Here is a 22,089-nt window from a genome sequence, read left to right on the forward strand (position 1 = left end):
TCGATCCCGAATTCTGCCGGGCCCTACACCGTGGGCGCGACGCCGCTTACCCGCCAAGGAGCCGATGATGTCTCAGCAAGAAACCCGCAGTGTCGAACGAACGGAGGCGCCGGGATCTCTCGCCCCGCGCCGCCTCGGAGTCTGGGCGATCGTGTTCTTCGTCGTCTCGGCTGCAGCCCCGCTCACCGTCGTGGCCAGTGCGGCGCCCACCGGATTCCGCATCGGCGGCATCGGCGGACCGGGAGCCATGCTCGCAGCGGGCGTGGTGCTCATCCTCTTCTCCGTGGGCTTCACGGCCATGACGAGGTACGTGCGCAACGCCGGCGCCTTCTACATCTACGGTGCGCGCGGTCTCGGCAAGCCGACCGGCATCGGCATCGCGCTGCTGACGATCTTCTCGTACGGCTTTCTCTGCGTGTGCTTCTACGGCTTCGTCGGCTTCTTCGGCCAGTCCACGTTCAAAGACCTGTTCAACGTCGACCTGCCGTGGTGGGTCTACGCGCTGGTGGCACTGGTGATCGTGGGCATCCTCGGTTACCGGCACATCGACGTAGGGGCCAAGGTGCTGGCGACGCTGCTCACCGCCGAGGTGTTGATCCTGCTCATCCTCGCGGTGGCCGTGCTCATCAACGGCGGGCCCGAGCCGATCTCGTTCGCCTCGTTCGCCCCGCAGAACGTGTTCTTCGCCGCGGGCAGCGGAGCCCTTTTCGTCTTCGGCTTCGGCGCCTACCTCGGTTTCGAGGGCACGGCCATCTACACCGAGGAGGCGAAGAACCCGAAGCGCACAGTTCCGGCTGCCACCTACATCGCCATCACGTTCCTCGCCGTCTTCTACGCCTTCACGTTCTGGATGCTCACCGTCGCGTTCGGCGCGAACGGCGTGCTGAAACTCGCGGCCGGCAACGACTTCCAGGACATGGTCTTCAACGCGGCGGGCTCCTACCTCGGCGCGTGGGCCTCCATCGTGATGCGCATCCTCATCGTCACGAGCTTCTTCGCCTGCCTGCTCGCGTTCCACAACGCGTGCTCGCGCTACCTGTTCTCGATGGGCCGCGAGCGGCTGCTGCCGCGCGCCTTCGCCCGCACGCACGGCACGACGAGGGCGCCGCACGTCGCGAGCCTCGTGCTCACCGTGATCTCGCTGCTGGCCATCGTGGTGACGATCTTGACCGGCACTGATCCGTTCCTCGGCTTCGCGCTGCCGACCTACTCGATCGGCGTGGCGGGCCTGGTGTTCGCGCAGGCGGTCGCCGCGATCTCGGTCGTCGGATTCTTCGCCCGCAACCGCAGAGGCCACAGCGTGTGGCGGGTGATCATCGCGCCGGCGCTCGGCGCGCTCGGGCTCATCGTCGGCTTCGTGCTCATCGCCACGAACTTCGACCTGGTGACAGGGCTGGAGGGGCCGATCAACTGGATTCTGCTGTTGCCGACACCCGTGCTCTTCATCGGCGGCATCATCGCCGGATTCGTGCTGAAGGCCAAGCGACCGCAGCACTACGCTGAGCTCACCACCATCGCCACCGGCGGTGACGACGAGGCGAATGTCACCGAGCAGCAGGTCGCCGAGCAGCCCTGAACGAATCGAGGTGCGCCGTGTCGGAGCAGCAGAAGCGAGCCCTGCGCCGCGCGGAACTCATCTCCGCGACGCGCAGGGTGGCAGGCCGGCACGGCATCCGCGGCACCAACGTGCGCGCCGTCGCCGCGGAGGCCTCGGTGAGCGCCGGCAGCGTGTTGTACTACTTCTCCAGCTTCGACGAGCTGATGTACGCCACCGTCGAGGGTGTGCTCGAGGAGATGTACGAGCAGCGCCGCGTGATCGCCGAGCGGGAGGCGGAGCCGCGGGAGCGCATCCTCGCGCTCATTCGTGCCGGTGTGCCCGATCACATCAGCGACGAGCTGCGCATGGCGTACGAGAGTGTGCCGCTGCTGCGGGAGGAACCGCGGTTCAGGCCGCTGCACCGTTCGATCGTTGAACGGCAGGTGATGCTCTACCGCAGCACCATCGAGGTGGGCGCGGCGCTCGGCGCCTTCGCCCCGACCGCGCCGATCGCCACGGTGGCCCGCAACATCGTGGCGCTCGAAGATGCCTACGACCTGTACCCGCTGATCGGGCTCGAGCATCCGACCGAGCTGTATCGCGCGAACATCGTGTCGTACGCGGAGCTCGCGCTGGGATGCTCGCTGACGGAGCAGTCGGCGGGGTAGCGGCGGGAGAGTGGGGCCCACCGCCATCCGGCCGGGCGCCGGCTCAGCGGTCGAGCTGCCGCCGGAGGAATTCGCCTGCCGCGTGCAGGGAACCGCGGGAGGAGGCATCCGCCATCTCGCCGTGCTCGAAGCCGTGGTGTTCGCGTGGATACACGGTGAGCTCGACCTGCACGTCGGCCTCGGCCGCGCGGGCCGCGAGTCGCACCGCGTCGTCGAGCAGAACCTCGTGCGATCCGACGTGCACGGCCAGTGGCGGCAGTCCGGTGAGGTCGGCGAACGCCGTGCTGATGCGCGGGTCGCGGGCATCACAGCCGGCCAGGTAGTCGAGAGCGTCGGGGCGCAATGCGGCCTCGGACAGCACCGGATCGGCCGAGGCCTTCGTGGCGATGCTGCCACCGCTCAGGCTCAGGTCAGTCCATGGCGAGAGCACGACAGCGGCCGCCGGAAGAGGCTCGCCCGCGTCGCGCAGCGCGACCAGTGCGGAGAGCACGAGGCCGCCGCCGGCCGATTCGCCGCCGAACGCGATGCGATCGACTGGAACGCCCTCGTGAAGAAGTGCCCGATACGCGGTCAGCACATCGTCGAGGGGAGCGGGGAAGGGATGCTCCGGTGCCAGCCGGTACTCGACGGAGGCTGCCCTGATCCTTGCGCCGCGCGCGATGCCGCCCGCGAGTCCGACGGCGGCACGAGCGAAACCGGCGACGTAGGCGCCGCCGTGCACCCAGAGCAGCACGCCATCGTCGCGCACGCCCGGTGTGCGCACGTCGATCGCGGGGATGCCGTCGAGCAGCATGTCGGCGGTCGTCACGTCGGCGGCGACCGGTCGCACGCCGATGTCGTCGGCGTAGCGCTTTCGAAGGTCGAGCACCGCCGCGCTCGGCGCGTGTCCCGCGATGTCGCGATCGTCGAATGTGATGGTCATGTGGCTCTCCTCGCGTGCGTGTCGACAGCGATCCGGGCGTCGATCGCCGTGCGGATCGCTAATATGGGAACATTCATCCCGGGATGTATCTTCTTAGGAAGATAACTGGGAACAATATAACCAGGAATACACATGATGTCCAGATCAGAGACGAAGCGACCTTCGACGGGTGTCGATGCGAGCAGCCCAGCGGCGCTGCCGGCAGAGGCGGCCGGCTCCGCGAGCCCGTTGGACAACGCCGGCCTGCTCGCCGACCTCGTGACGGTGCAGATGCAGCTGTTCGAGGCGGTGGACAGGCGGCTGCGGGCCGAGCTCGATCTGTTGCTGATCGCTCTGCTTCCCCTGCGGTACATCGACCGCACGCCGGACTGTCGCGTTCAGGAACTCGCCGACGGCCTCGGGCTCACGGTCGGCGGTGCGAGCAAGTCCGTCGACCGGCTGGAGCGCAGTGGCTGGGTCGAACGGGCGGCGCACCCGACCGACCGTCGGTCCTCGATACTGGAGCTCACGGAGGCGGGGAAGGGGATGCTGGCCAAGGGCCTGGCGATCGCCGCCGACGAGACTTCGCAGCGTCTCGGTCGCGCTCTGGATCCCGACCAGGTGGTCGAATTGGGCGGCATGCTCCGTCGCCTTCGCGTGGCGAACGCCGACTCGCAGCTCGACCCTCCGCGGCGCTGACAGCGCGCCGTCGCCAAGGCACGCGGGGGTGCCGGGCTGCCGTCAGGCCGGCTCGAGCACGTGTTGTGCGGCCATGATCGCGGCGCCCAGCACGCCACCGGTCTCGCCCGCCGCGGCCGGCACGATCTGCAGGTGCTGCGTCGCCAGCGGCGTCGACTGCCGGTAGACCACCTCGCGGATGCCGGCGAGAAGGTGCTCTCCCGCACGCGCGATCGATCCGCCGACCACGATGACCGACGGGTTGAACAGGTTGACGCAGGTGGCGAGCACCTCGCCGAGGTCGCGACCGGCCTGCCGGATGCCCGCGACGGCATCCGCGTTGCCCGCACGTGCCAGCGCGAGCACGTCGGCGCTCGTCGCGGCTGGCGTGCCGCGCTCGGCGACGTACCGTGCGATCGCCGGACCGCTCGCGAGCGCCTCGAGGTCGGCGTCCTCGTCGCCGTGCCGCGGGGTGTCGCGGGTGAACGGCACGCGCACGTGGCCGAGGTCGCCGGCCGAGCCTGCGGCGCCGCGCTGCAGGCTGCCTCCCGCGATGATGCCGAGGCCGATGCCGGTCGACACCTTGACGAACAGCAGATCGTCTTCGCGCGGCCATGACACGGCGTGCTCGCCGAGGGCGAGCACGTTCACGTCGTTGTCGACCAGCACGGGAACGTCGAACGTCTGCCTGATGAAGGCGGGAATGTCGAAGCGGTCCCAGCCGGGCATGATCGGCGGGTTGATCGGCATACCCGTCGAGTGCTCGACCGGACCTGGCACGCCGACGCCGACTCCCGCCAGATCGCGTGCGGGGCGCCGGCTCGCCTTCAGCAGCCGCTTCGCCGTCTCCAGCGCCCAGCCGAGCACGCGTTCCGGGCCGTCCGCGATCGTCAGCGGCGCAGCCTCGGTGAGCAGCACCGTGCCCGCCAGGTCGGCGAGGGCGATCACCCCGTGAGTGGCTCCGAGGTCGACGGCGAGCACCACGCGCGCACCGGCGTTGAAGGTCACCCTCGCGGGAGGGCGTCCGCCAGAGGATGCCGCGTCGGCGGCGGCTGCGATGAGGTCGGCATCCATCAAGGCCTCGAGGCGTGCGGCGACGGTCGACCTCGCAAGCCCCGTCTCGTGCGCCAGCTGCGCCCTCGTGCGGGGCGTGCCGTCGCGGAGAACCGCGAGCAGGTCGGCGGAGTCTCTCGGCACGAGCGCGCCGGCGGAGGACTCGGCGGTGCGCGCTGTGGGGGGAGGCGGCACCGGCATCCCTCGATTGAATCACACGGTCGACGGTCGTCCGAAGTGTGACCGTGCCCGTGCAACTTTTGCTTGCACCGTGGCAAAAGTGTGGTTCAATCGATTCGATCCCAATCACCACCGGCCGGGAACGTCGTGCGCGACAAGCGTTCGTCCCGACGCGACGCCCGGCTCTCGACGAGGAGAATCGTGACCACCTCACCCGTATCCGTGCAGCTCTACACCGTGCGCGAGGCGCTGCAGGATGACCTGCAGGGCACTCTGAACAAGCTCGCCGAAGCGGGCTACACGCAGGTTGAGCCCTTCGCCTTCACCGACTTCCCCGGACTCGGCGACGCGCTCGCCGCTGCCGGGCTCGCCGCCCCGACCACTCACGTGCACCTGCTCGGTGAGAGCGACGAGAAGATCGCCGAGATCTTCGACGCCGCGCGGGCACTGGGCATCCTCACCGTGATTGACCCCCACGTGCCCGCGGAGCGCTGGACCACGGCGGAGGACATCGACGAGACGGCCGCGCAGTTGAACCACGCGGCGACGATCGCCGCCGAGCACGGCGTGCGGGTGGGTTACCACAACCACGCGCACGAGTTCGAGAACAAGATCGAGGGACGCAACGCGCTCGAGTACTTCGTCGACCGGCTCGACCCCGATGTCGTCATCGAGCTCGACACCTACTGGGTGGCGGTCGGAGGCGAGAACCCCGTCGAGGTGCTGAAGCGCCTCGGCGACCGTGTGGTCGCCATCCACGTCAAAGACGGCCCAGGCACCAAGGAGACCAAGGACCAGGTCGCGGTCGGCAGCGGATCGCTGCCCGTGCGCGACATCATCGAGGCCGCCCCGAACGCGCTGCGAGTCGTCGAGCTCGACGACTCGAGAGACAACCGCTTCACCGCCGTGATCGACAGCATCGCGTTCCTCACGAAGGAGGGCCTGGCGTGAGCGAGACCAAGAACGGACCGGTCGGCGTCGGCGTCATCGGCGCAGGCAACATCTCGACGCAGTACCTCACCAACCTGACGGCGTTCCCCGACGTCGACGTGCGGTTCGTCGCGGACATCGACCTCGGGCGCGCGGCCGAGCAGGCCGCCGCCTTCGGTGTTCCTGCGTCGGGCACCGTCGAGGAGCTGCTGGCGGATCCCGACATCGAGATCGTCGTCAACCTCACGATCCCGAAGGCTCACGCGGAGGTCGCCCTGCAGGCCGTCGCCGCCGGCAAGAACGTGTGGAGCGAGAAGCCCATCGCACTCGACCGGGAGAGCGGCCGCCGCGTGCTGTCGACGGCGCAGGCCGCCGGACTGCGGGTGGCATGCGCTCCGGACACGTTCCTCGGTGCGGGCATCCAGACCGCCCGCCGGCTGCTCGAGTCGGGGGCGATCGGTCGGCCCCAGACCGCGCTGACGCTGATGCAGCAGCCGGGACCGGAGTCGTGGCATCCCAACCCCGCGTTCCTCTTTCAGGAGGGCGCGGGCCCGCTGTTCGACGTGGGTCCGTACTACGTGACGGCGCTCATCCAGCTGTTCGGCCCGGTCAAGCGGGTCGCGGCCGTCGCCTCGACGTCGAAGCCCGTGCGCACGATCGGATCGGGTCCGCTCGCCGGCCAGACCTTCGAGGTCACCGTGCCGTCGCACGTCACCGCCGTCTTCGAGTTCGAGAGCGGCCAGACGTCGCAGAGCATCTTCAGCTTCGACTCCAAGATCTCGCGCACGCTGTTCGAGGTCACCGGGGTCGACGGCGCGCTCGAGGTGAACGACCCGAACATGTTCGTCGGCGACCTCGTGCTGCACGGTGACGGCGACCCGAAGACCATCGAGGTGGCGGGCGAGACCGCCGCGCGCGGCACCGGCGTCGTCGAGCTGGCCCGTGCCATTCGGGCGGGAGTGCCGGAGCGGGCCAGCGGTGAGCAGGCCTTCCACGCCCTCGACGTCATGGTCTCGACCATCGAGGCGGCGGAGCGCGGCGAGTGGGTCGACGTGGAGAGCACGTTCACCCCGACCCCCGTTCTGCCCGAAGGGTGGGACCCGGCGACGGCGACGCTCTCCTGATGGCGAGCGGCACGGTGAAGGCGAGGGGCACGTCTTGGACGCTCGGCGTCGGCATCGTCGGCGGCGGCTTCATGGCCACGGTGCACTCCCGCGCGGCGCGAACCGCACGGGCCGGGCTCGTCGGCGTGGCGTCGTCGAGCGTCGAGCGCGCGGTCGCCGCGGCCAGGGAGCTCGGCATCGAGCACGCGTTCGGATCGCTGAACGACCTGCTCGCGGATGACCGCGTCGACGTCGTGCACGTCACGACGCCGAACGCGCTGCACGCGCAGCAGGCGCTCGCCGTGATCGAGGCGGGCAAGCACGTCGTCTGCGAGAAACCGCTGGCCACGACGGTGGCTGATGCCGAGCGGCTCACACAGGCCGCGGCATCCGCCGGCGTGACGGCCACTGTGCCGTTCGTGTACCGGTTCCATCCGCTGGTGCGGGAGGCTCGCGCGCGCTTCGCCTCCGGCGAGGCCGGACGTCTGCTGACGATCGACGGCAGCTACCTGCAGGACTGGCTGCTGTCGACCGACGACGACAACTGGCGCGTCGACGCGAAGGCGGGCGGGCGGTCCCGGGCGTTCGCAGACATCGGTTCGCACCTGGTCGACCTCATCGAGTTCGTCACCGGCGACCGCGTGTCGAAGGTCGCTGCCACCAAGCGCACGTTCTTCGCCGACCGTGCGGAGCACAGCGACATCGCGACAGAGGATGCCGTCGCCGTCGCCGTGCAGACCGCAGGCGGCGCCATCGGCACGCTTCTCGTCTCCCAGGCCGCGCCCGGCCGCAAGAACAGGCTGCACCTCGAGCTGGCCGGCTCCACGGAGTCCGTCGCCTTCGATCAGGAGCAGCCGGAGACGCTGTGGGTGGGGCGTAGGCGCGGTTCGCTGCTGATCCCGCGGGACGCTGAACAGCTCGCACCGGATGCGGCCCGGCTGGTGACGACGCCGTCCGGGCATCCGCAGGGCTACCAGGACGCGTTCAACGCGTTCGTCGCCGACACCTACGCCGCGATCGCCGGTGCGGAGCCGGAGGGCCTGCCGCGGTTCGCCGACGGCCTGCGCGCTGCGCGGGTGACGGAGGCCGTGATCGACTCCGCCGAGGCCGGCACCTGGGTCGACGTGGCGGCGTGAGCAGCCACTCTGCGTGACCCGACGGAGCCGCTCGTGCAGAACTCTGCGTGAGCGGCTCCGCCGGCTCCGCAGCAGCCCGTCATGCGCCGACCCCGCCTTCCGGGCGACCTGCCTCCGAGTCGACCCAGCGCCGGGCGAGCCGGCGTGCGCAGACAGGGCGTACTCCCCGCAAAGGCGTGATGTAAGTATGTCATTACAAACTGCGGATTTCGTGTATCGTGGTGACACCAGCAGCGGAGAGAAAGCAGTGCGGTGCGCAGATGACCGACGACGCAGACACCGGGCCGTTCGACGTCATCACGATGGGGCGCGTGGGTGTGGACATCTACCCGCTGCAGTACGGCGTGGGGCTCGAAGACGTGCAGACCTTCGGCAAGTTCCTCGGGGGCAGCGCGACGAACGTCGCCATTGCCGCCGCGCGACACGGTGAGCGCACGGCGGTCATCACCCGCACCGGTGCGGATCCCTTCGGCCGGTACATCCATCGTGAACTGCGCAGGCTCGGCGTGGACGATCGCTTCGTGCTACCAGTCGCCGGCCTGAACACGCCCGTCACGTTCTGCGAGATCTTTCCGCCAGACGACTTTCCGCTGTACTTCTACCGGGAGCCGATCGCTCCCGATCTGATCATCGAACCGGCCGAGCTCGACCGTGCGGCGATCAGGGATGCCCGCATCTTCTGGTCGACGGTCACCGGACTGTGCCGCGAGCCCAGTCGTGCGGCCCACCATGCGGCCTGGGATGCCAGGGGTCGGGCGCCGTTGACGGTGCTCGATCTGGACTACCGCCCGATGTTCTGGGACTCCGAAGCGAGCGCGTCGCGCGAGGTCGGCGCAGCCTTGGAGCACGTCACCGTCGCGGTCGGCAACCTGCAGGAATGCGCGATCGCGGTCGGCGAGACCGATCCGTTCCGCGCGGCGGATGCCCTGCTCGAGCGCGGAGTCGAGCTCGCCGTGGTCAAGCGCGGACCCGACGGCGTGCTGGCCAAGACCAGAGACGACGTCGTGGAGGTCGGTCCCTTCCCCGTCGAGGTCGTGAACGGTCTCGGGGCCGGAGACGGCTTCGGCGGAGCTCTGTGCCACGGACTGCTCGCCGGCTGGCCCATGGAGCGCGTCATCCGCTTCGCCAACGTCGCCGGCGCGATCGTGGCATCCAGGCTCGAGTGCTCGACGGCCATGCCCACCACCGGTGAGGTCGACGCCGCGCTGGAAGGGGGAGACCGTGTCGGAGCGTGAGCACAGGGGCGCGCCGCTCGCGCCTGAGGACGTCGACCGGATCAGACGGGTGCGCGTCGAGCGGCCGGAGGAGATCGCTGCGGCGTTCGCGGCGAGGCTCCGGCGGCCGCTCATCCGGGGTGACAGGCGACTGTTCATCATCGCGGCCGACCATCCTGGTCGCGGCGCTCTGGAGGTGGGCGGCAACGCGATGGCGATGGCCGACCGCCACGACCTGCTGCAGCGGCTCGCCACGGCGCTCGATCGGCCTGGCGTCGACGGCGTTCTCGGCACGCCGGACATCATCGAGGACCTGACGCTGCTCGGAGCGCTCGAGGGCAAGATCGCGGTCGGGTCGATGAACCGCGGGGGGCTGCGGGGGGCATCCTTCGAGATGGACGACCGCTACACCGGCTACGACGTGGAGACCATCCAGCGCAGCGGGCTCGATTTCGCGAAGCTGCTGCTGCGCATCAATCTCGCCGACCCCGGCACGGCCAGCACCCTCGAACAGAGCGCACGGGCGGTGAGCGCGGCAGCCCGCGCCGGACTGCCGATCATGATCGAGCCGTTCATCAGCGAATGGATCGACGGACGCGTGCGCAACGTGCTGACGCCGGATGCCGTGATCACCTCGATCGCGATCGCCTCCGCCCTCGGTTCCAGCTCTGCGTACACCTGGCTCAAGCTGCCCGTGGTCGACGACATGGAGCGTGTCGTTGCCGCGACCACACTGCCGACGCTGCTGCTCGGCGGCGATCCGGAAGGGAAACCGGAGGAGACGTACGCGTCGTGGGAGAAGGCCCTCGGGCTCCCGGGGGTGCACGGGCTGGTCGTCGGGCGCACCCTGCTCTACCCTGCCGACGACGACGTCGCGTCCGTGGTCGACGCGGCGGCTCGTCTCGTCCACCCCTGACGCGCCACCGCACCGCGAGAAGAGAAAGACACGAGGAGGCGACGAGCGACATGCAGCGCAGCAACGAATGGTTCTTCCCCGCCGGCTCGCTCGCCCGCGGCGGCTGGCAGACGGTCGTGGATGACGGCATCCCGGGCTGGCGGCACACCGGCCTGCGCGTCGGCAGCCTCGAGGACGGCGCGCAGCTCGAGCTGCCGGCCGGTGAGGTCGAGCGCATCGTCGTGCCTCTCGCGGGCGAGGTCCACGTGGCGCTCGTCGGGGCGGAGGGCGGCAGCAGGCACGAGCACCTCGCGGGACGCGCCGACGTCTTCGACGGACCGACCGACACGCTGTACCTCGGCGTCGGGGACGCCGCGGTGCTCTCCGGGACGGGACGGGTCGCTGTCGCCGAGGCGCCGACATCCGACCGCAGGCCGACGTGCCGGATCGAACGCGACGACGTGCCCGTCGAGCTGCGGGGAGCAGGCGCTTCGAGCCGCCAGGTGCACAACTTCGGCACGCCGCAGGCGCTGGATGCCGCGAAGCTGATCGTGTGCGAGGTGATCACCCCTGCCGAGAACTGGTCGTCGTACCCGGCCCACAAGCACGACGAGCACGTGCCGGGCGTCGAGTCGGAGCTCGAGGAGATCTACTACTTCGAAGCGGCGGTGGCCAGGGGAGCCGAGGCGATGGCGGCGGCGCAGCCGTTCGGGCTCTTCAGCACCTACTCGTCTCAGGCGGGCGAGATCGACACCTCGGCGATGGTGCGCTCCGGCGACGTCGCACTCGTGCCGTTCGGCTACCACGGCCCTGCCGCCGCCGCACCGGGATACGACCTCTATTACCTCAACGTCATGGCCGGCCCTGGCGCCGAGCGCGTCTGGAACATCACGGACGACCCTGCGCACGCCTGGGTGAGAGCCGAATGGCAAGGGCAGCGCATCGACGAACGCCTGCCCTACACGCGCTCGAACTGACGAACACGAGATCACGGGAGCACAACGATGACCACGCAGTCCATGACCGTCGCCCAGGCGTTGGTGTCGTTCCTCGCCCACCAATGGACGGTGGACGGCGAGCATCGCGAACGCACGATCGCCGGCACGTTCGGCATCTTCGGCCACGGCAACATCGCGGGCATCGGTCAGGCGCTGAAGCAGCTGGCGCTCGAGGATCCGAGCGCGATGCCCTACCACCAGGCGCGCAACGAGCAGGCGATGGTGCACGAGTCCGTCGGCTTCGCACGGATGCGCAGACGCCTAAGCACCTTCGCCTGCGCATCGTCGGTCGGGCCGGGAGCGACCAACATGCTCACGGGCGCCGCCCTGGCGACGACCAATCGTCTGCCCGTGCTGCTGCTGCCCTCCGACACGTTCGCGACGCGCGTCGCCGACCCGGTGCTCCAGCAGCTCGAGCTGCCGCACGACGCATCCCTGTCGGTCAACGACGCGTTCCGGCCGTTGTCTCGTTTCTTCGATCGGGTCGAGCGGCCCGAACAGCTCTTCTCGGCGGCCTTGTCGGCGATGCGGGTGCTGACCGACCCGGCGGAGACCGGGGCAGTCACCATCGCGCTGCCAGAGGACGTGCAGGCCGAGGTCATCGAGGTTCCCGCCGAATTCCTGGCAGATCGGGAGTGGCACCTCCGGCGCCCGGCGCCGGAGCGCGAGGTCCTCGCCCGCGCGGCCGCCGCCATCCGTCGTTCCACGAGGCCGCTGATCGTCGCGGGAGGTGGCGTGCTCTACTCGGACGCCGCGGCCGCGCTGCGCGCATTCGTGGAGCAGACGGGCATCCCGGTGTCCACCACGCAGGCCGGGGTCGGATCGTTGCCGTGGGATCACGAGCTCGCTCTGGGGGAGTCGGCTCCACCGGCTCGACGGCGGCGAATCGGCTCGCGTCGGAAGCGGACCTGGTCATCGGGATCGGCACCCGGTACAGCGACTTCACGACCGCCTCGCGCTCGGCGTTCCAGAACCCGGACGTCGCGTTCGTCAACGTGAACATCGCCGCGTTCGACGCGTTCAAGCTCGGCGGCAGCGTGCCGGTGGTGGCGGACGCGCGCGAGGCGCTCGACGCGTTGCGCGAGTCGCTCACCGGTTTCGGCACGTCCGCCGAGTACCGCACGCGGATAGCCCGTGAGAAGGCGGCGTGGGACGCGACGGTGGATGCCGCCGAGAAGCCGAGCGGGCGTGCCCTGCCGGCGCAGTCCGAGATCATCGGGGCGGTGAACCGGGCATCCGATCCGCGTGACACCGTCGTGTGCGCCGCCGGCTCGATGCCGGGCGACCTGCACAAGCTCTGGCGGGTGAACGACGACCTCGGCTACCACGTCGAGTACGCGTACTCGTGCATGGGCTACGAGATCGCCGGAGGCATCGGTGCGAAACGGGCGGTCGACGACCGCGACGTCATCATCATGGTCGGCGACGGCTCCTATCTGATGATGCACACCGAGCTCGTGACCGCCGTCGCCGAGGGCATCAAGGTGATCGTCGTGCTCGTGCAGAACGACGGCTTCGCCTCGATCGGGGCGCTGAGCGACACCGTCGGAACGGGCCGTTACGGCACCGCCTATCGCTATCGCGACGACGAGCGGAACGATGTCGACGCCGGGCGGCGGCTGCCGGTCGACCTCGCGGCGAACGCGGCCAGCCTCGGCGTCGACGTCATCCGTGTCGAACCGGGTGACGATGTGATCGACCGCCTGAAGGCAGCCGTCGGCCGGGCCAAGGCATCCGAGACCGCGACGCTCATCCACGTCGCCAGCGACCCGATGCTGTTCGCCCCCGACGGCGAAGGCTGGTGGGACGTGCCCGTCGCAGCGGTGTCGACGCTGGAGAGCACGCAGGACGCCAGGCGTCGCTATGAGCAGGAGCGCACGGCGCAACGCCCGCTGCTGGGCTGATCGGGCATGCGGCCTCGTCGCGCGTCACTCCGCGAAGACGGGGTTTTCGAAGGCGACGGAAGCTCGAATGCGATATCCAAGAATGATAATATGTCCGAACAAATGACGATGGCTCGAGGTTCGCGATCGTCTGCTGCGATCGATGAGGAGAGCACATGATCCCCGTTGCGGGAGCGCCCGTCAGCTTCGGTGTCTTCGAGCTCAGGCCGGAGGAGGGCGTGGAGCTCGCCGGCCCCGACACGGTGTGCCAGGTTCTGCAGGACACCGGCTACGTGGGCGTCGACATGGGTCCCGTCGGCTTTCTCGGTCGCGGCGCCGAGCTACGCGAACGGCTCGCCCGCCACGGTCTTGAGCTCGCCGGCGGCTGGATCGACCTGCCCTACGCCGATCAGAGGGCCTTCGACGAGCGGTTCGCAGAGCTCGACGGCATTCTGGATGTCTTCGTGGAGGCAGCAGAGGCATCCCCGCAGCGTCTGCCGCTGCCCACGCTCGCCTGCAGCGGGTCGGCCGTGCGGCAGGCGAATCCCGGTGGAGGTCCGGAGTTCGCGCTGACCGACGAGCAGTGGAAGCCCTACGCCGACAACGTGATGCGCGCCGTCGAACACGTGCGCGCTCGAGGCCTCGAGCCGACCTTCCACCACCACGCCTGCACCTACGTGGAGACGCCGGACGAGATCGACGAGCTGCTGTCGCGCACGGATGTCGGTCTCACCTTCGACACCGGACACCTTCTTCTCGGCGGCGGCGACCCGCTCACCGGATGGCGTCGGTGGCGTCAGCGCATCAACCACCTGCATCTCAAAGACGCGAAGGTCGCCGTGCTCGACGAGGTCGTCAAGGGCAAGGGCGACATGCGCGCCGTGTGGGCCGGACGGGCCTTCGTGCCGTTCGGCGAGGGAGATCTCGACCTCGACGGCATCATGAACGAGGTGATCGCCGACGATTTCGACGGCTGGCTGATCGTCGAGCAGGACACCATTCCGCAGCTGGGCGACGATCCCGATCAGATCGCCCGCGACCACCACACCAACCGAGAGGCATTGAAGAAGTGGCTGTAGAGCTCCGCCCCCTCCGCATCGGCGTCGCCGGCCTCGGCGCCGTCGCACAGTCGGTGCACCTCCCACTCGTGAAGAGGCGCTGGGACCTGTTCGACCTGGTCGCCGTCGCCGATCTCTCCGCGACGGCTCGCGCGAACATCGGCGAGCGGTTCGGCGTGCCCGCCGAGCACCGTCACGTCACGTTGCGCGCCATGCTCGACGCCGAGGAGCTCGACGGCGTGCTCCTGCTGACCAGCGGATCGCATGGCGAGGATGCCGCCGAATGCGTGCGCCGGGGCGTCGCCGTGTTCTGCGAGAAGCCGCTCGCCTACTCCTTGGCCGAGATCGACAGGCTGCGCGAGGTCGAGGCGCAGGCCGGGCGCCCTCTGCTGCTGCTCGGCTACATGAAGGAGTACGACGCCGCCGTGCGCCGGCTCGCCGACCGGCTGCCCGAGGCATCCACCCTCCGCTACGTCGACGTCGAGGTGCTGCACCCCAGCTCGACGGCCCAGTTGGCGTTCGCGAATCTGCGCGAGCCGGTTCGCGACGCCGATCCCGAGGCGCTCGCCGCGGTGCTCGAGGCGGGTCGCGCATCCCTCCGCACTGCGCTCGGGTCGGCCCCGGCCGACTTCGGCGCGCTGTACGCCAACGTCGTGCTGGGCAGCCTGATCCACGACATCTCGCTCGTGCGGTCGCTGTTCGGTTCGATCCGCGACGTGCAGAACGCGACCCTCTGGGCGACCCAGGACGACCCCGGTTCGATCGAGATCTCCGGCACGCTCGCAGGCGACGCGCGGGTGCACGTGCACTGGCACTACCTCGCCGACTATCCGCGTTATCGGGAGACCGTCACCGTGCACCACACGACGGGCTCGCTCGAGCTGGAGTTCACGGTGCCGTACCTGCTGAACGCGCCCACCGAGCTGCGCATCGTCTCGAGCGACGGAGTGGGTGAGTCGGTCGAGGTCGTCCGTGACGTGACGGAGGCGTTCGAGACCGAGCTCGTCGCCTTCCATCGCATGGTGACGGAGGGCGTCGTGCCGCCGACCGGGTCGGAGCAGGGGGCGCGAGGACGTCGTCACGGGACAGAAGATCGCCCGCGCGCTCGCCGCGTCGCAGGGCGTCGCCGTCGAGGGCGAGCTCGCCGACGAGTGATCGGGCTCGCGTGACCGGATCTACTTGTCGACGAGCGTGACTTCGAAGGAGTAGAGGTCCGGCCGGTAGCAGTGATGGCCGAACTCGACCGCGCGTCCCGAATTGTCGAATGCCGTGCGGTCCATGGTCAGCACGGGGCCGCCGCGCTCGATGTCGAGGAGCTTGCTCTCCTGGGTCGTCGCGCGCCGCGCGCCGATCCGCTGTCTCGCGACCCGCAGCGTCGTGCCGCGCGCGCGAAGCACCTGGTAGAGCCCGTACTGGTCGAGGTCCTCGGCAGGCAGGTCGACGAAGTCGCCTGGAAGGAAGTTCTCGAGCAGGGCGAGCGGAGCTCCGTCGGCGCCGCGGAGCCGACGCAGATGGAGCACGGGCGATCCCTGTTCGATCGTGAGCCGTTCAGCCATGGTCGCATCCGCCTCGACGACCTCGCGAAGAAGCAGTGTGGTCGTTGGATGCCGGTCGGCGCGCAGCAGGTCTTCCTGCAGGCTCGTGAACTCCATCTCACGGGTGACCTGGCCGTTCACCACCTGCGTCCCGATGCCGCGTCGGCGCACCAGCAGGCCCTTGTCGACGACGTCTTGGATCGCGCGCCGCACGGTGGGACGCGACAGCCCGAGGCGCTCGCTGAGCGCGACCTCGTTCTCGATGCGCGCTCCGGTCGGCAGGCGGCCGCTCCTGATGGCTTCTTCGATGCGGGTGGCGACCTGGTAGTACAGCGGGATCGGGCCGGAGCGGTCGATGTCCATGAAGAGTTCGGTCGGCAGGGACTGTTCGTTCGCGGCCATCCCGCTCCTCTCCAGATGTCGCCACCGGCATTGATGAGTATGTAGTGACATTATCATCGGCGCCTGGTTCACCCCGTGGAAACCCCTCGGTCAGGGGGTGGAAAGCGCCGGTTCAGACTCGCTGTTCAGGATCGGTGCCAAGCCCTTGACCTGTTGTTGCGATGTCAGTAAGTTCTAACAAAGTAGCAACGATGCTGACGTGTGACGCGCCGCGACGAACGGTCTGGGATGACCGACATGCGGTGAGGCTCACAGTCCCGTCAGGGGTTGCTCGCCGCGAAACATCAGGAGGACAGCAGTGAAGCAATCTCATCGTTTCGTTGTCGCCGCTGCGGCCGTCTCTGCTGCCGCGCTCGTGCTGGCGGGCTGCGTGCAGAGCTCGGGCGGATCGACGGGAGGCGGCGGAAGCTCGGACAGCGCGAGCAAGAAGCTCACCGTCTTCATCAGCGCCGACACCAATATTCAAGACCTGTGGCAGAAGGATCTGATCCCGGCGTTCGAGAAGGCCAACCCGGGCTACCAGGTCGGGGTCGACTTCGACTTGCACGGCCTGCACGACCAGCAGACCGTGGCGAAGCTGACAGCAGCGACCGTGCAGAAGAAGGATCCCGGCTACGACATCGTCGATGCGGGCTTCGTCTCGCAGATCGCCGCGAGCGGCCTGCTCACCGCCGTCGACACGAAGAACCTGCCCGGCCTCAAAGACGTGCCCGCCGCGATCACCAAGGCGGGCGGACACGACGGCATCCCCTATCGTGCCTCCTCCGTTGTGCTGGCCTACAACACGAAGACGGTGCCGACCCCGCCCAAGACGCTCGACGATCTGCTCGCGTGGATCAAGGCGCATCCCGGCAAGTTCACGTACAACTCGCCTGACTCGGGCGGCAGCGGCCAGTCGTTCGTGACCACCGTGCTCGACAAGTACCTGTCGGCTGCCGACCAGGAGAAGATGGAGACGACCTACACCCCCGACCTCGAGTCGAAGTGGGATCAGGGCTTCTCCACGCTGGCGAGTCTCAATCCGTACGTGTACCAGAAGGGCGTGTACCCGAACGGCAACAACCAGGCCCTCGACCTGCTCGCCAGCGGGCAGATCGACATGGTGCCTGTCTGGTCCGACCAGTTCGTGACCGGCAAGAAGAACGGGCAGATCCCGAGCAACATCGCCTACACGCAGATCTCGGACCCGGCGCTCACCGGCGGCGCGTCCTACCTCGGAATCCCGAAGGCGTCGCCGCGTCAGGCCGGCGCACTGAAGCTCGCATCGTGGCTGCTGACGCCGTCGGCGCAGGCCATCATCGCCAACGACGTGGCCGGGTACCCGGTGATCAACCTCGACAAGCTGCCGCAGGACATCCAGACCCAGTTCAAGGATGCCGACATCGCGCACCTGCGCCCGTCGTACTTCGCGTCGACCGTTTCCGACGTGAACAAGCTGTGGTCGCAGAAGGTGCCGGGCAAGTAGATGGTGGTCAACGCCGCCGCGCCAGGCAGCAGCGTTCGGCGGAGCCGCGGAGCCAGGAGGGCTTCGCGGCTCTCGCCGCTCGGCTTCGTGATGGCGCTGCCGCCGATCCTGCTCGTCCTGCTGTTCGTCGGCTTCCCGGTCGTGCTCGCGCTCGGGTTCAGCCTCGGGTTCACCGGCGGCCTGAACTCGATCGTCGCGATGATCGGGCTGAACGTGCATCACGCCGAGAACTGGTGGGGCACGTTCGCCGCCTACGCCGACGTCTTCTCCAACGCGCAGTTCCTGCAAGACCTGCTGGTGACGGTCGTCGTGACCGTGGTCAGCGCGGTGGTCGTGCTGTTCATGGCGATGGGGATCGGCCTGTACCTGCGGATGCGCGGCGGCTGGCTGGCCAACCTGCTTTCCGGGCTCGCGGTCGTGCCGCTGTTCATCCCGGTCGTGATCGCCTCCTGGGCCATCCTGACCTTCTACTCCGGTGACGGCTTCGTGCGCAGCGTCTTCGCACTCGTCGGTCTTCAGGGGCCCACCTGGGGCTACACCGTGATCGCGATCGTGATCGGCTCGGTCTGGACCTCGCTGCCGTTCGCGGTGCTGATGGTGGCTTCCGGGTTCCAGGCGATTCCCGACGCGATGATCGAGGCGGCGCGGGATGCCGGTGCCGGCTTCGTGCGCATCGCGTACTCGATCATGATGCCGATGGCGTTCATCCCGATCGTCATCGCCGGCACCTTCACCGCCATCGGCGTCATCGGATCGTTCACCGTTCCGTACTTCACGGGCCCGAATTCGCCGACCATGCTCGGGGTGACGTTGACCAACTACTTCACGTCGTACAACGAGCCGCAGCAGTCGATCGTGATGGCGTTCACGATCTTCATCGCGGCCGGAGCGATCGGCGCCTTCTACGTGTGGGCCAACTTCCGCAGCGCCAAAGAACAGGGGAGGGTGTGATGGCCATGACCACGGAACGGGTCGCTCCGGTCGCCCCCGATGAGACGCGCGCACGGTTGGGAAGCGGCACGGTCAGGCGGTCGGACGGTCGAGCCGGTGCGGTGCTCGGAAGGGTGCTGATCGCCGTCTTCGTCGTCTTCATGGTGGTCTTCATCCTCGGGCCGCTGCTCTGGCTGGCCGTTCACGCCTTCGCGACCACCTGGACGTTCCCGAACCTCTGGCCGGACGGCTGGACGATGCGCTGGTGGAGCACGGTCTTCAGCGATCCCGCGCTGGGGGCCGCGGTGCAGAACTCGCTCGTGATCTCGCCGATCGTGGTGATCTGCTCTGCGGTGATCTGCCTGCCTGCCGCCTATGCCTTCGCGCGCCACGACTTCTTCGCCCGACGCACCTTTCTCGTCGGGCTGTTCGCCACCAACGCGTTCCCGAAGATGGGGCTCTTCGCCACGCTCGCCTCGCTCTTCTACGCGCTCAACCTGATGAACACGGTCGTCGGCATCGTGATCGTGCAGATCCTCGGCACCATCGTCTTCATGACGTGGATCCCGGCTGCGGCGTTCGCCGGGGTGCCGCGCAGCCTCGAGGAGGCGGCACGCGATGCGGGGGCGTCGAAGCTCAGGGTCTTCTTCACGATCACGCTGCGCATGGCGTTGCCGGGCATCCTCGTGGCCGCGGTGATGTCGTTCCTCGCTGCCTTCGACGAGGCGCAGGGCACGTACCTGGTCGGTGCACCGCAGTACTTCACGATGCCGACGGAGATGTACACGCTGGTGCTGAACTACCCGAAGCAGGTGGCCGCCGTGTTCTCCATCCTGCTGTCCATACCATCCGTGGTCCTCATGCTGGCCGCCCGCAAGCACATCATGGGCGGGCAGCTGGCCGAGGGCTTCCAGATCCGTTAGGGGATGCGCGTGAGCACATCGCACGACACGGTGCAGCGCACCGAGGCGGCCGCCGTACAGCCATCGGCCGGTGGCCTGCAGATCAGCGGCCTCAACAAGATGCTCGGCGGACGCAGCATCATCGACGACCTGAACCTCACGGTCGGCGAGGGAGAGCTGGTCTCCCTGCTCGGGCCCTCCGGCTGCGGCAAGACCACCACTCTGCGCATGATCGCCGGGTTCCTCGCCCCCGACAGCGGCACCATCAGGGTCGCGGGGAGAGACGTGACGCACCTGGGCGCCGAGCGCCGGCCGAGCGCGATGGTCTTTCAGAACTATGCGCTCTGGCCGCACATGACCGTCTTCAAGAACGTGGCCTTTCCCCTGAAGCTGCGCAAGCTGCCGAAGGCCGAGATCACGCAGCGCGTGGAGAGCGTGCTCGACCTGGTCAACCTGCTGCACCACCGCGACTCACGACCGGGACAGATCTCCGGCGGTGAGCAGCAGCGAGTGGCGCTGGCGCGTGCCCTCGTGCAGGAGCCCGATCTCCTGCTGCTCGACGAGCCGCTGAGCAACCTCGACGCGAAGCTGCGCGTGAAGGTCCGCGAGGACATCCGCGAGATCCAGCAGAGGCTGGGCATCACCACGGTCATCGTGACGCACGACCAAGACGAGGCGATGTCGATCTCTGATCGCATCGCGGTCATGAACGCGGGCAAGATCGAGCAGTACAGCACGCCGGAAGACCTCTACGAGCATCCGAAGACGACGTTCGTCGCCACGTTCATCGGCACGATGAACCGCATCGAGGGCAACTATCGAGACGGGGCCATCGAGCCGGGCGACGAGATCACCGGCGTGCGTCCCGAAGACGTGCACTTCAGCGTGCAGCGGGTGGCGGGCGCGCTGCCCGCCACCGTCGAGCGCGTCATCCCGCGCGGGCACTTCTACGAGCTCTACCTCAAGCGGCAGGATGCCACGTTGCGCGCCTACGTCACGGGCGAGATTCCCGCGGTCGGGGCAGAGGGCTTCGCGCGGATCGACAAGGCGATGACCTTCGTCGACGGCGTGCTGCAGCAGGCGGCCGTACGGTGACCACGGCGCGCACGCGGGTGGCGGCATCCGCTCACCGCGGCGACTCGTCTCGCTTTCGTGAGAACACGCTCCCCGCGATCCGATCCGCGATCCGCTCCGGCGCCGAGTTCGTCGAGATCGACGTCAGGGTGACCTCCGACGGGGCGGTCGTCGTGCTGCACGATCCGACGCTGGAGCGGCTGTGGGGCGTGCCGGAGCCGGTGGCCGAGGTGGCGCTGGATCGCATCCGTCTGCTCGGCGACCGGGACGACCGTCCGCCGCTCCTGAGCGAGGTGCTCGAGCTCTTCGGCGACACGGCATCGACCCTGCTCGTCGACATGGATGCGCCCGAGCTGGCCGCGCCGGCATTCGCCGTCGTCGCGGCCAGCGGCGTGGAGGTCGCCTGGTGCGGGGACATCGAGGGGATGCGCACGATCCGCTCGCTCGACCCGACGGCACGCATCTGGATGCCGTGGGACGCGCCCCGTGCACCGCGTCCCGACGAGATCGCCGAGCTGGCTCCGGAGTGCATCAACACCGAGGTCGTCGCGATGACGCCCGAGCTGGTGGAGCAGATCCACGGCCTCGGCTGCACGGTGACCGTGTGGACGGTCGACGACGAGTGGACGATGCGCTGGGTGGCGCGGATGGGAGTGGACACGGTGACGACGAATCGGCTGACGCGGCTTCAGGAGACCATCGCCGACGAGCAGGCGGGCACGGCGGATGCCGGTGCTGCGCTCGACGTCGAACGCGCGATGATGGTGGCGCGCGAGCTCGGCACGTGGGCCATCGACTACACGAGCTCGACGGACCCGGGCACTGTCTCCACCAAGAAGGACGGCGCCGACCTGGTGACCGAGGTCGACGTCGCCGTCGAACGTCACGTGCGCGAGATCGTCGGACTGCACTTTCCCGACCACGACTTCGTCGGCGAGGAGATGGGCGGCGAGGCTCGACCGGGGGTGCCCTGCTGGTATCTCGACCCGGTGGACGGCACGGCGAACTTCGCGAACGGCGTGCCGTGGACGGCGTTCTCCCTCGCGCTCGTCATCGACCGTGAGCCGATCGTCGGCGTGGTCGGCGACCCGTGGCGGAAGGAACTGTTCGAGGCTGCACGGGGCAGGGGCGCGTTCCGCAACGGCGAGCGGCTCGCCCTCGCGCAGGCGCCGGCCGACGAGAACGCGCTCATCGGCAAGATCGTGTCGACCGAGCTCGCGAATCACCGCCCGTGGCCCGGCATGCTCGAGTTTCTGGAACGCCTCGGCGATCGCTACTGCACGATGCGGGTGATGGGATCGGGCACCATGACGCTGTTGGGCGTCGCGGCGGGCAGGGGAGTCGGTGCCGTCATCGGCAGGTTCGGACCTGAGGACCATCTCGCCGCAGCGCTGATCGTGGCAGAGGCGGGCGGTGTCGTGCTCGACGAGCAGGGCGAGCCCACGCTTTTCCCGACCGGCGGAGGCATCCTGTCCGCCACGCCGGCCGCCGCCGGGATCATCTCCGAGTTGTGGGCGGAAGCCCGCGCCGCGAATCCCGGTTCCTGA

19 protein-coding genes and 1 pseudogene are annotated in these 22,089 nt (G+C 68.8%); 17 read left to right on the plus strand and 3 right to left on the minus strand.

What is annotated here, in order from left to right; all coding sequences use genetic code 11:
* The first annotated feature begins 67 nt into the window (after positions 1-67).
* Both FPZ11_RS16610 and FPZ11_RS16615 read left to right on the plus strand, forming a co-directional pair.
* Positions 68-1,576: an APC family permease gene (locus FPZ11_RS16610; RefSeq protein ID WP_146322170.1), complete on the plus strand. Its 1,509-nt coding sequence runs from the start codon at positions 68-70 to the stop codon at positions 1,574-1,576.
* Positions 1,577-1,593: 17 nt separating this feature from the next.
* A complete protein-coding gene (locus FPZ11_RS16615; RefSeq protein ID WP_146322171.1) occupies positions 1,594-2,205 on the plus strand; it encodes a TetR family transcriptional regulator in 612 nt (203 codons plus the stop codon).
* Between the two features lie 43 nt (positions 2,206-2,248).
* On the opposite strand, the gene FPZ11_RS16620 is transcribed toward FPZ11_RS16615, so the two are convergent.
* Positions 2,249-3,127 (minus strand): alpha/beta hydrolase, encoded by an 879-nt coding sequence (locus FPZ11_RS16620; protein WP_146322172.1) that lies wholly within the window; start codon positions 3,125-3,127, stop codon positions 2,249-2,251.
* Positions 3,128-3,259: 132 nt separating this feature from the next.
* Between FPZ11_RS16620 and FPZ11_RS16625 the strand changes: the two genes are divergently transcribed.
* Complete coding sequence (locus tag FPZ11_RS16625; protein ID WP_146322173.1) at positions 3,260-3,805, plus strand: MarR family winged helix-turn-helix transcriptional regulator; 546 nt, start codon at positions 3,260-3,262, stop codon at positions 3,803-3,805.
* Between the two features lie 42 nt (positions 3,806-3,847).
* Here the strand turns inward: FPZ11_RS16625 and FPZ11_RS16630 are convergent, their stop codons facing one another.
* Positions 3,848-5,038 (minus strand): ROK family protein, encoded by a 1,191-nt coding sequence (locus tag FPZ11_RS16630; protein WP_146322174.1) that lies wholly within the window; start codon positions 5,036-5,038, stop codon positions 3,848-3,850.
* 180 nt (positions 5,039-5,218) lie between these two features.
* Here FPZ11_RS16630 and FPZ11_RS16635 point away from each other — a divergent pair, with 180 nt between their 5' ends.
* The 9 genes and pseudogenes from FPZ11_RS16635 to FPZ11_RS16675 all read left to right on the plus strand — a co-directional run bounded on the left by FPZ11_RS16635 (position 5,219) and on the right by FPZ11_RS16675 (position 15,403).
* Complete coding sequence (locus FPZ11_RS16635; protein ID WP_246846326.1) at positions 5,219-5,968, plus strand: sugar phosphate isomerase/epimerase family protein; 750 nt, start codon at positions 5,219-5,221, stop codon at positions 5,966-5,968.
* A complete protein-coding gene (locus tag FPZ11_RS16640) occupies positions 5,965-7,071 on the plus strand; it encodes a Gfo/Idh/MocA family protein (RefSeq protein ID WP_146322175.1) in 1,107 nt (368 codons plus the stop codon). The genes FPZ11_RS16635 and FPZ11_RS16640 overlap by 4 nt, the downstream gene beginning before the upstream one ends.
* Positions 7,071-8,186 (plus strand): Gfo/Idh/MocA family protein, encoded by a 1,116-nt coding sequence (locus FPZ11_RS16645; RefSeq protein WP_146322176.1) that lies wholly within the window; start codon positions 7,071-7,073, stop codon positions 8,184-8,186. The genes FPZ11_RS16640 and FPZ11_RS16645 overlap by 1 nt, the downstream gene beginning before the upstream one ends.
* Before the next feature lie 260 nt (positions 8,187-8,446).
* The gene (iolC, locus tag FPZ11_RS16650) at positions 8,447-9,421 is read left to right on the plus strand and encodes a 5-dehydro-2-deoxygluconokinase (RefSeq protein ID WP_146322177.1); all 975 of its coding nucleotides are present in this window, start codon (positions 8,447-8,449) and stop codon (positions 9,419-9,421) included.
* A 40-nt stretch (positions 9,422-9,461) separates the two neighbouring features.
* Positions 9,462-10,316, plus strand: coding sequence for a Cgl0159 family (beta/alpha)8-fold protein (locus FPZ11_RS16655; RefSeq protein ID WP_210416053.1), 855 nt, complete (start codon positions 9,462-9,464; stop codon positions 10,314-10,316).
* Between the two features lie 50 nt (positions 10,317-10,366).
* Entirely contained in the window at positions 10,367-11,272 is a 906-nt protein-coding gene (iolB, locus tag FPZ11_RS16660; RefSeq protein WP_146322179.1) for a 5-deoxy-glucuronate isomerase, read from the plus strand.
* Positions 11,273-11,299: 27 nt separating this feature from the next.
* Positions 11,300-13,197 (plus strand): annotated as a pseudogene (gene iolD / locus FPZ11_RS16665) (3D-(3,5/4)-trihydroxycyclohexane-1,2-dione acylhydrolase (decyclizing)).
* A 155-nt stretch (positions 13,198-13,352) separates the two neighbouring features.
* The gene (locus tag FPZ11_RS16670) at positions 13,353-14,255 is read left to right on the plus strand and encodes a sugar phosphate isomerase/epimerase family protein (RefSeq protein WP_146322180.1); all 903 of its coding nucleotides are present in this window, start codon (positions 13,353-13,355) and stop codon (positions 14,253-14,255) included.
* The gene (locus FPZ11_RS16675; protein WP_168203887.1) at positions 14,246-15,403 is read left to right on the plus strand and encodes a Gfo/Idh/MocA family protein; all 1,158 of its coding nucleotides are present in this window, start codon (positions 14,246-14,248) and stop codon (positions 15,401-15,403) included. Before FPZ11_RS16670 ends, FPZ11_RS16675 begins: the two co-directional genes overlap by 10 nt.
* A gap of 6 nt (positions 15,404-15,409) precedes the next feature.
* On the opposite strand, the gene FPZ11_RS16680 is transcribed toward FPZ11_RS16675, so the two are convergent.
* Entirely contained in the window at positions 15,410-16,171 is a 762-nt protein-coding gene (locus FPZ11_RS16680) for a GntR family transcriptional regulator (protein WP_146322182.1), read from the minus strand.
* Between the two features lie 298 nt (positions 16,172-16,469).
* Here FPZ11_RS16680 and FPZ11_RS16685 point away from each other — a divergent pair, with 298 nt between their 5' ends.
* The 5 genes from FPZ11_RS16685 to FPZ11_RS16705 all read left to right on the plus strand — a co-directional run bounded on the left by FPZ11_RS16685 (position 16,470) and on the right by FPZ11_RS16705 (position 22,089).
* Entirely contained in the window at positions 16,470-17,636 is a 1,167-nt protein-coding gene (locus tag FPZ11_RS16685) for an extracellular solute-binding protein (RefSeq protein ID WP_146322183.1), read from the plus strand.
* Positions 17,637-18,587 (plus strand): ABC transporter permease, encoded by a 951-nt coding sequence (locus tag FPZ11_RS16690; protein WP_146322184.1) that lies wholly within the window; start codon positions 17,637-17,639, stop codon positions 18,585-18,587. It begins immediately after the preceding gene.
* Positions 18,587-19,489, plus strand: a complete 903-nt coding sequence (locus FPZ11_RS16695; protein WP_246846328.1) for an ABC transporter permease — start codon at positions 18,587-18,589, stop codon at positions 19,487-19,489. The genes FPZ11_RS16690 and FPZ11_RS16695 overlap by 1 nt, the downstream gene beginning before the upstream one ends.
* Before the next feature lie 99 nt (positions 19,490-19,588).
* Positions 19,589-20,563: an ABC transporter ATP-binding protein gene (locus FPZ11_RS16700; RefSeq protein ID WP_246846697.1), complete on the plus strand. Its 975-nt coding sequence runs from the start codon at positions 19,589-19,591 to the stop codon at positions 20,561-20,563.
* A complete protein-coding gene (locus FPZ11_RS16705; protein WP_246846330.1) occupies positions 20,560-22,089 on the plus strand; it encodes an inositol monophosphatase family protein in 1,530 nt (509 codons plus the stop codon). The genes FPZ11_RS16700 and FPZ11_RS16705 overlap by 4 nt, the downstream gene beginning before the upstream one ends.

This window comes from Humibacter ginsenosidimutans (genome assembly GCF_007859675.1).
Lineage (GTDB): Bacteria > Actinomycetota > Actinomycetes > Actinomycetales > Microbacteriaceae > Humibacter > Humibacter ginsenosidimutans.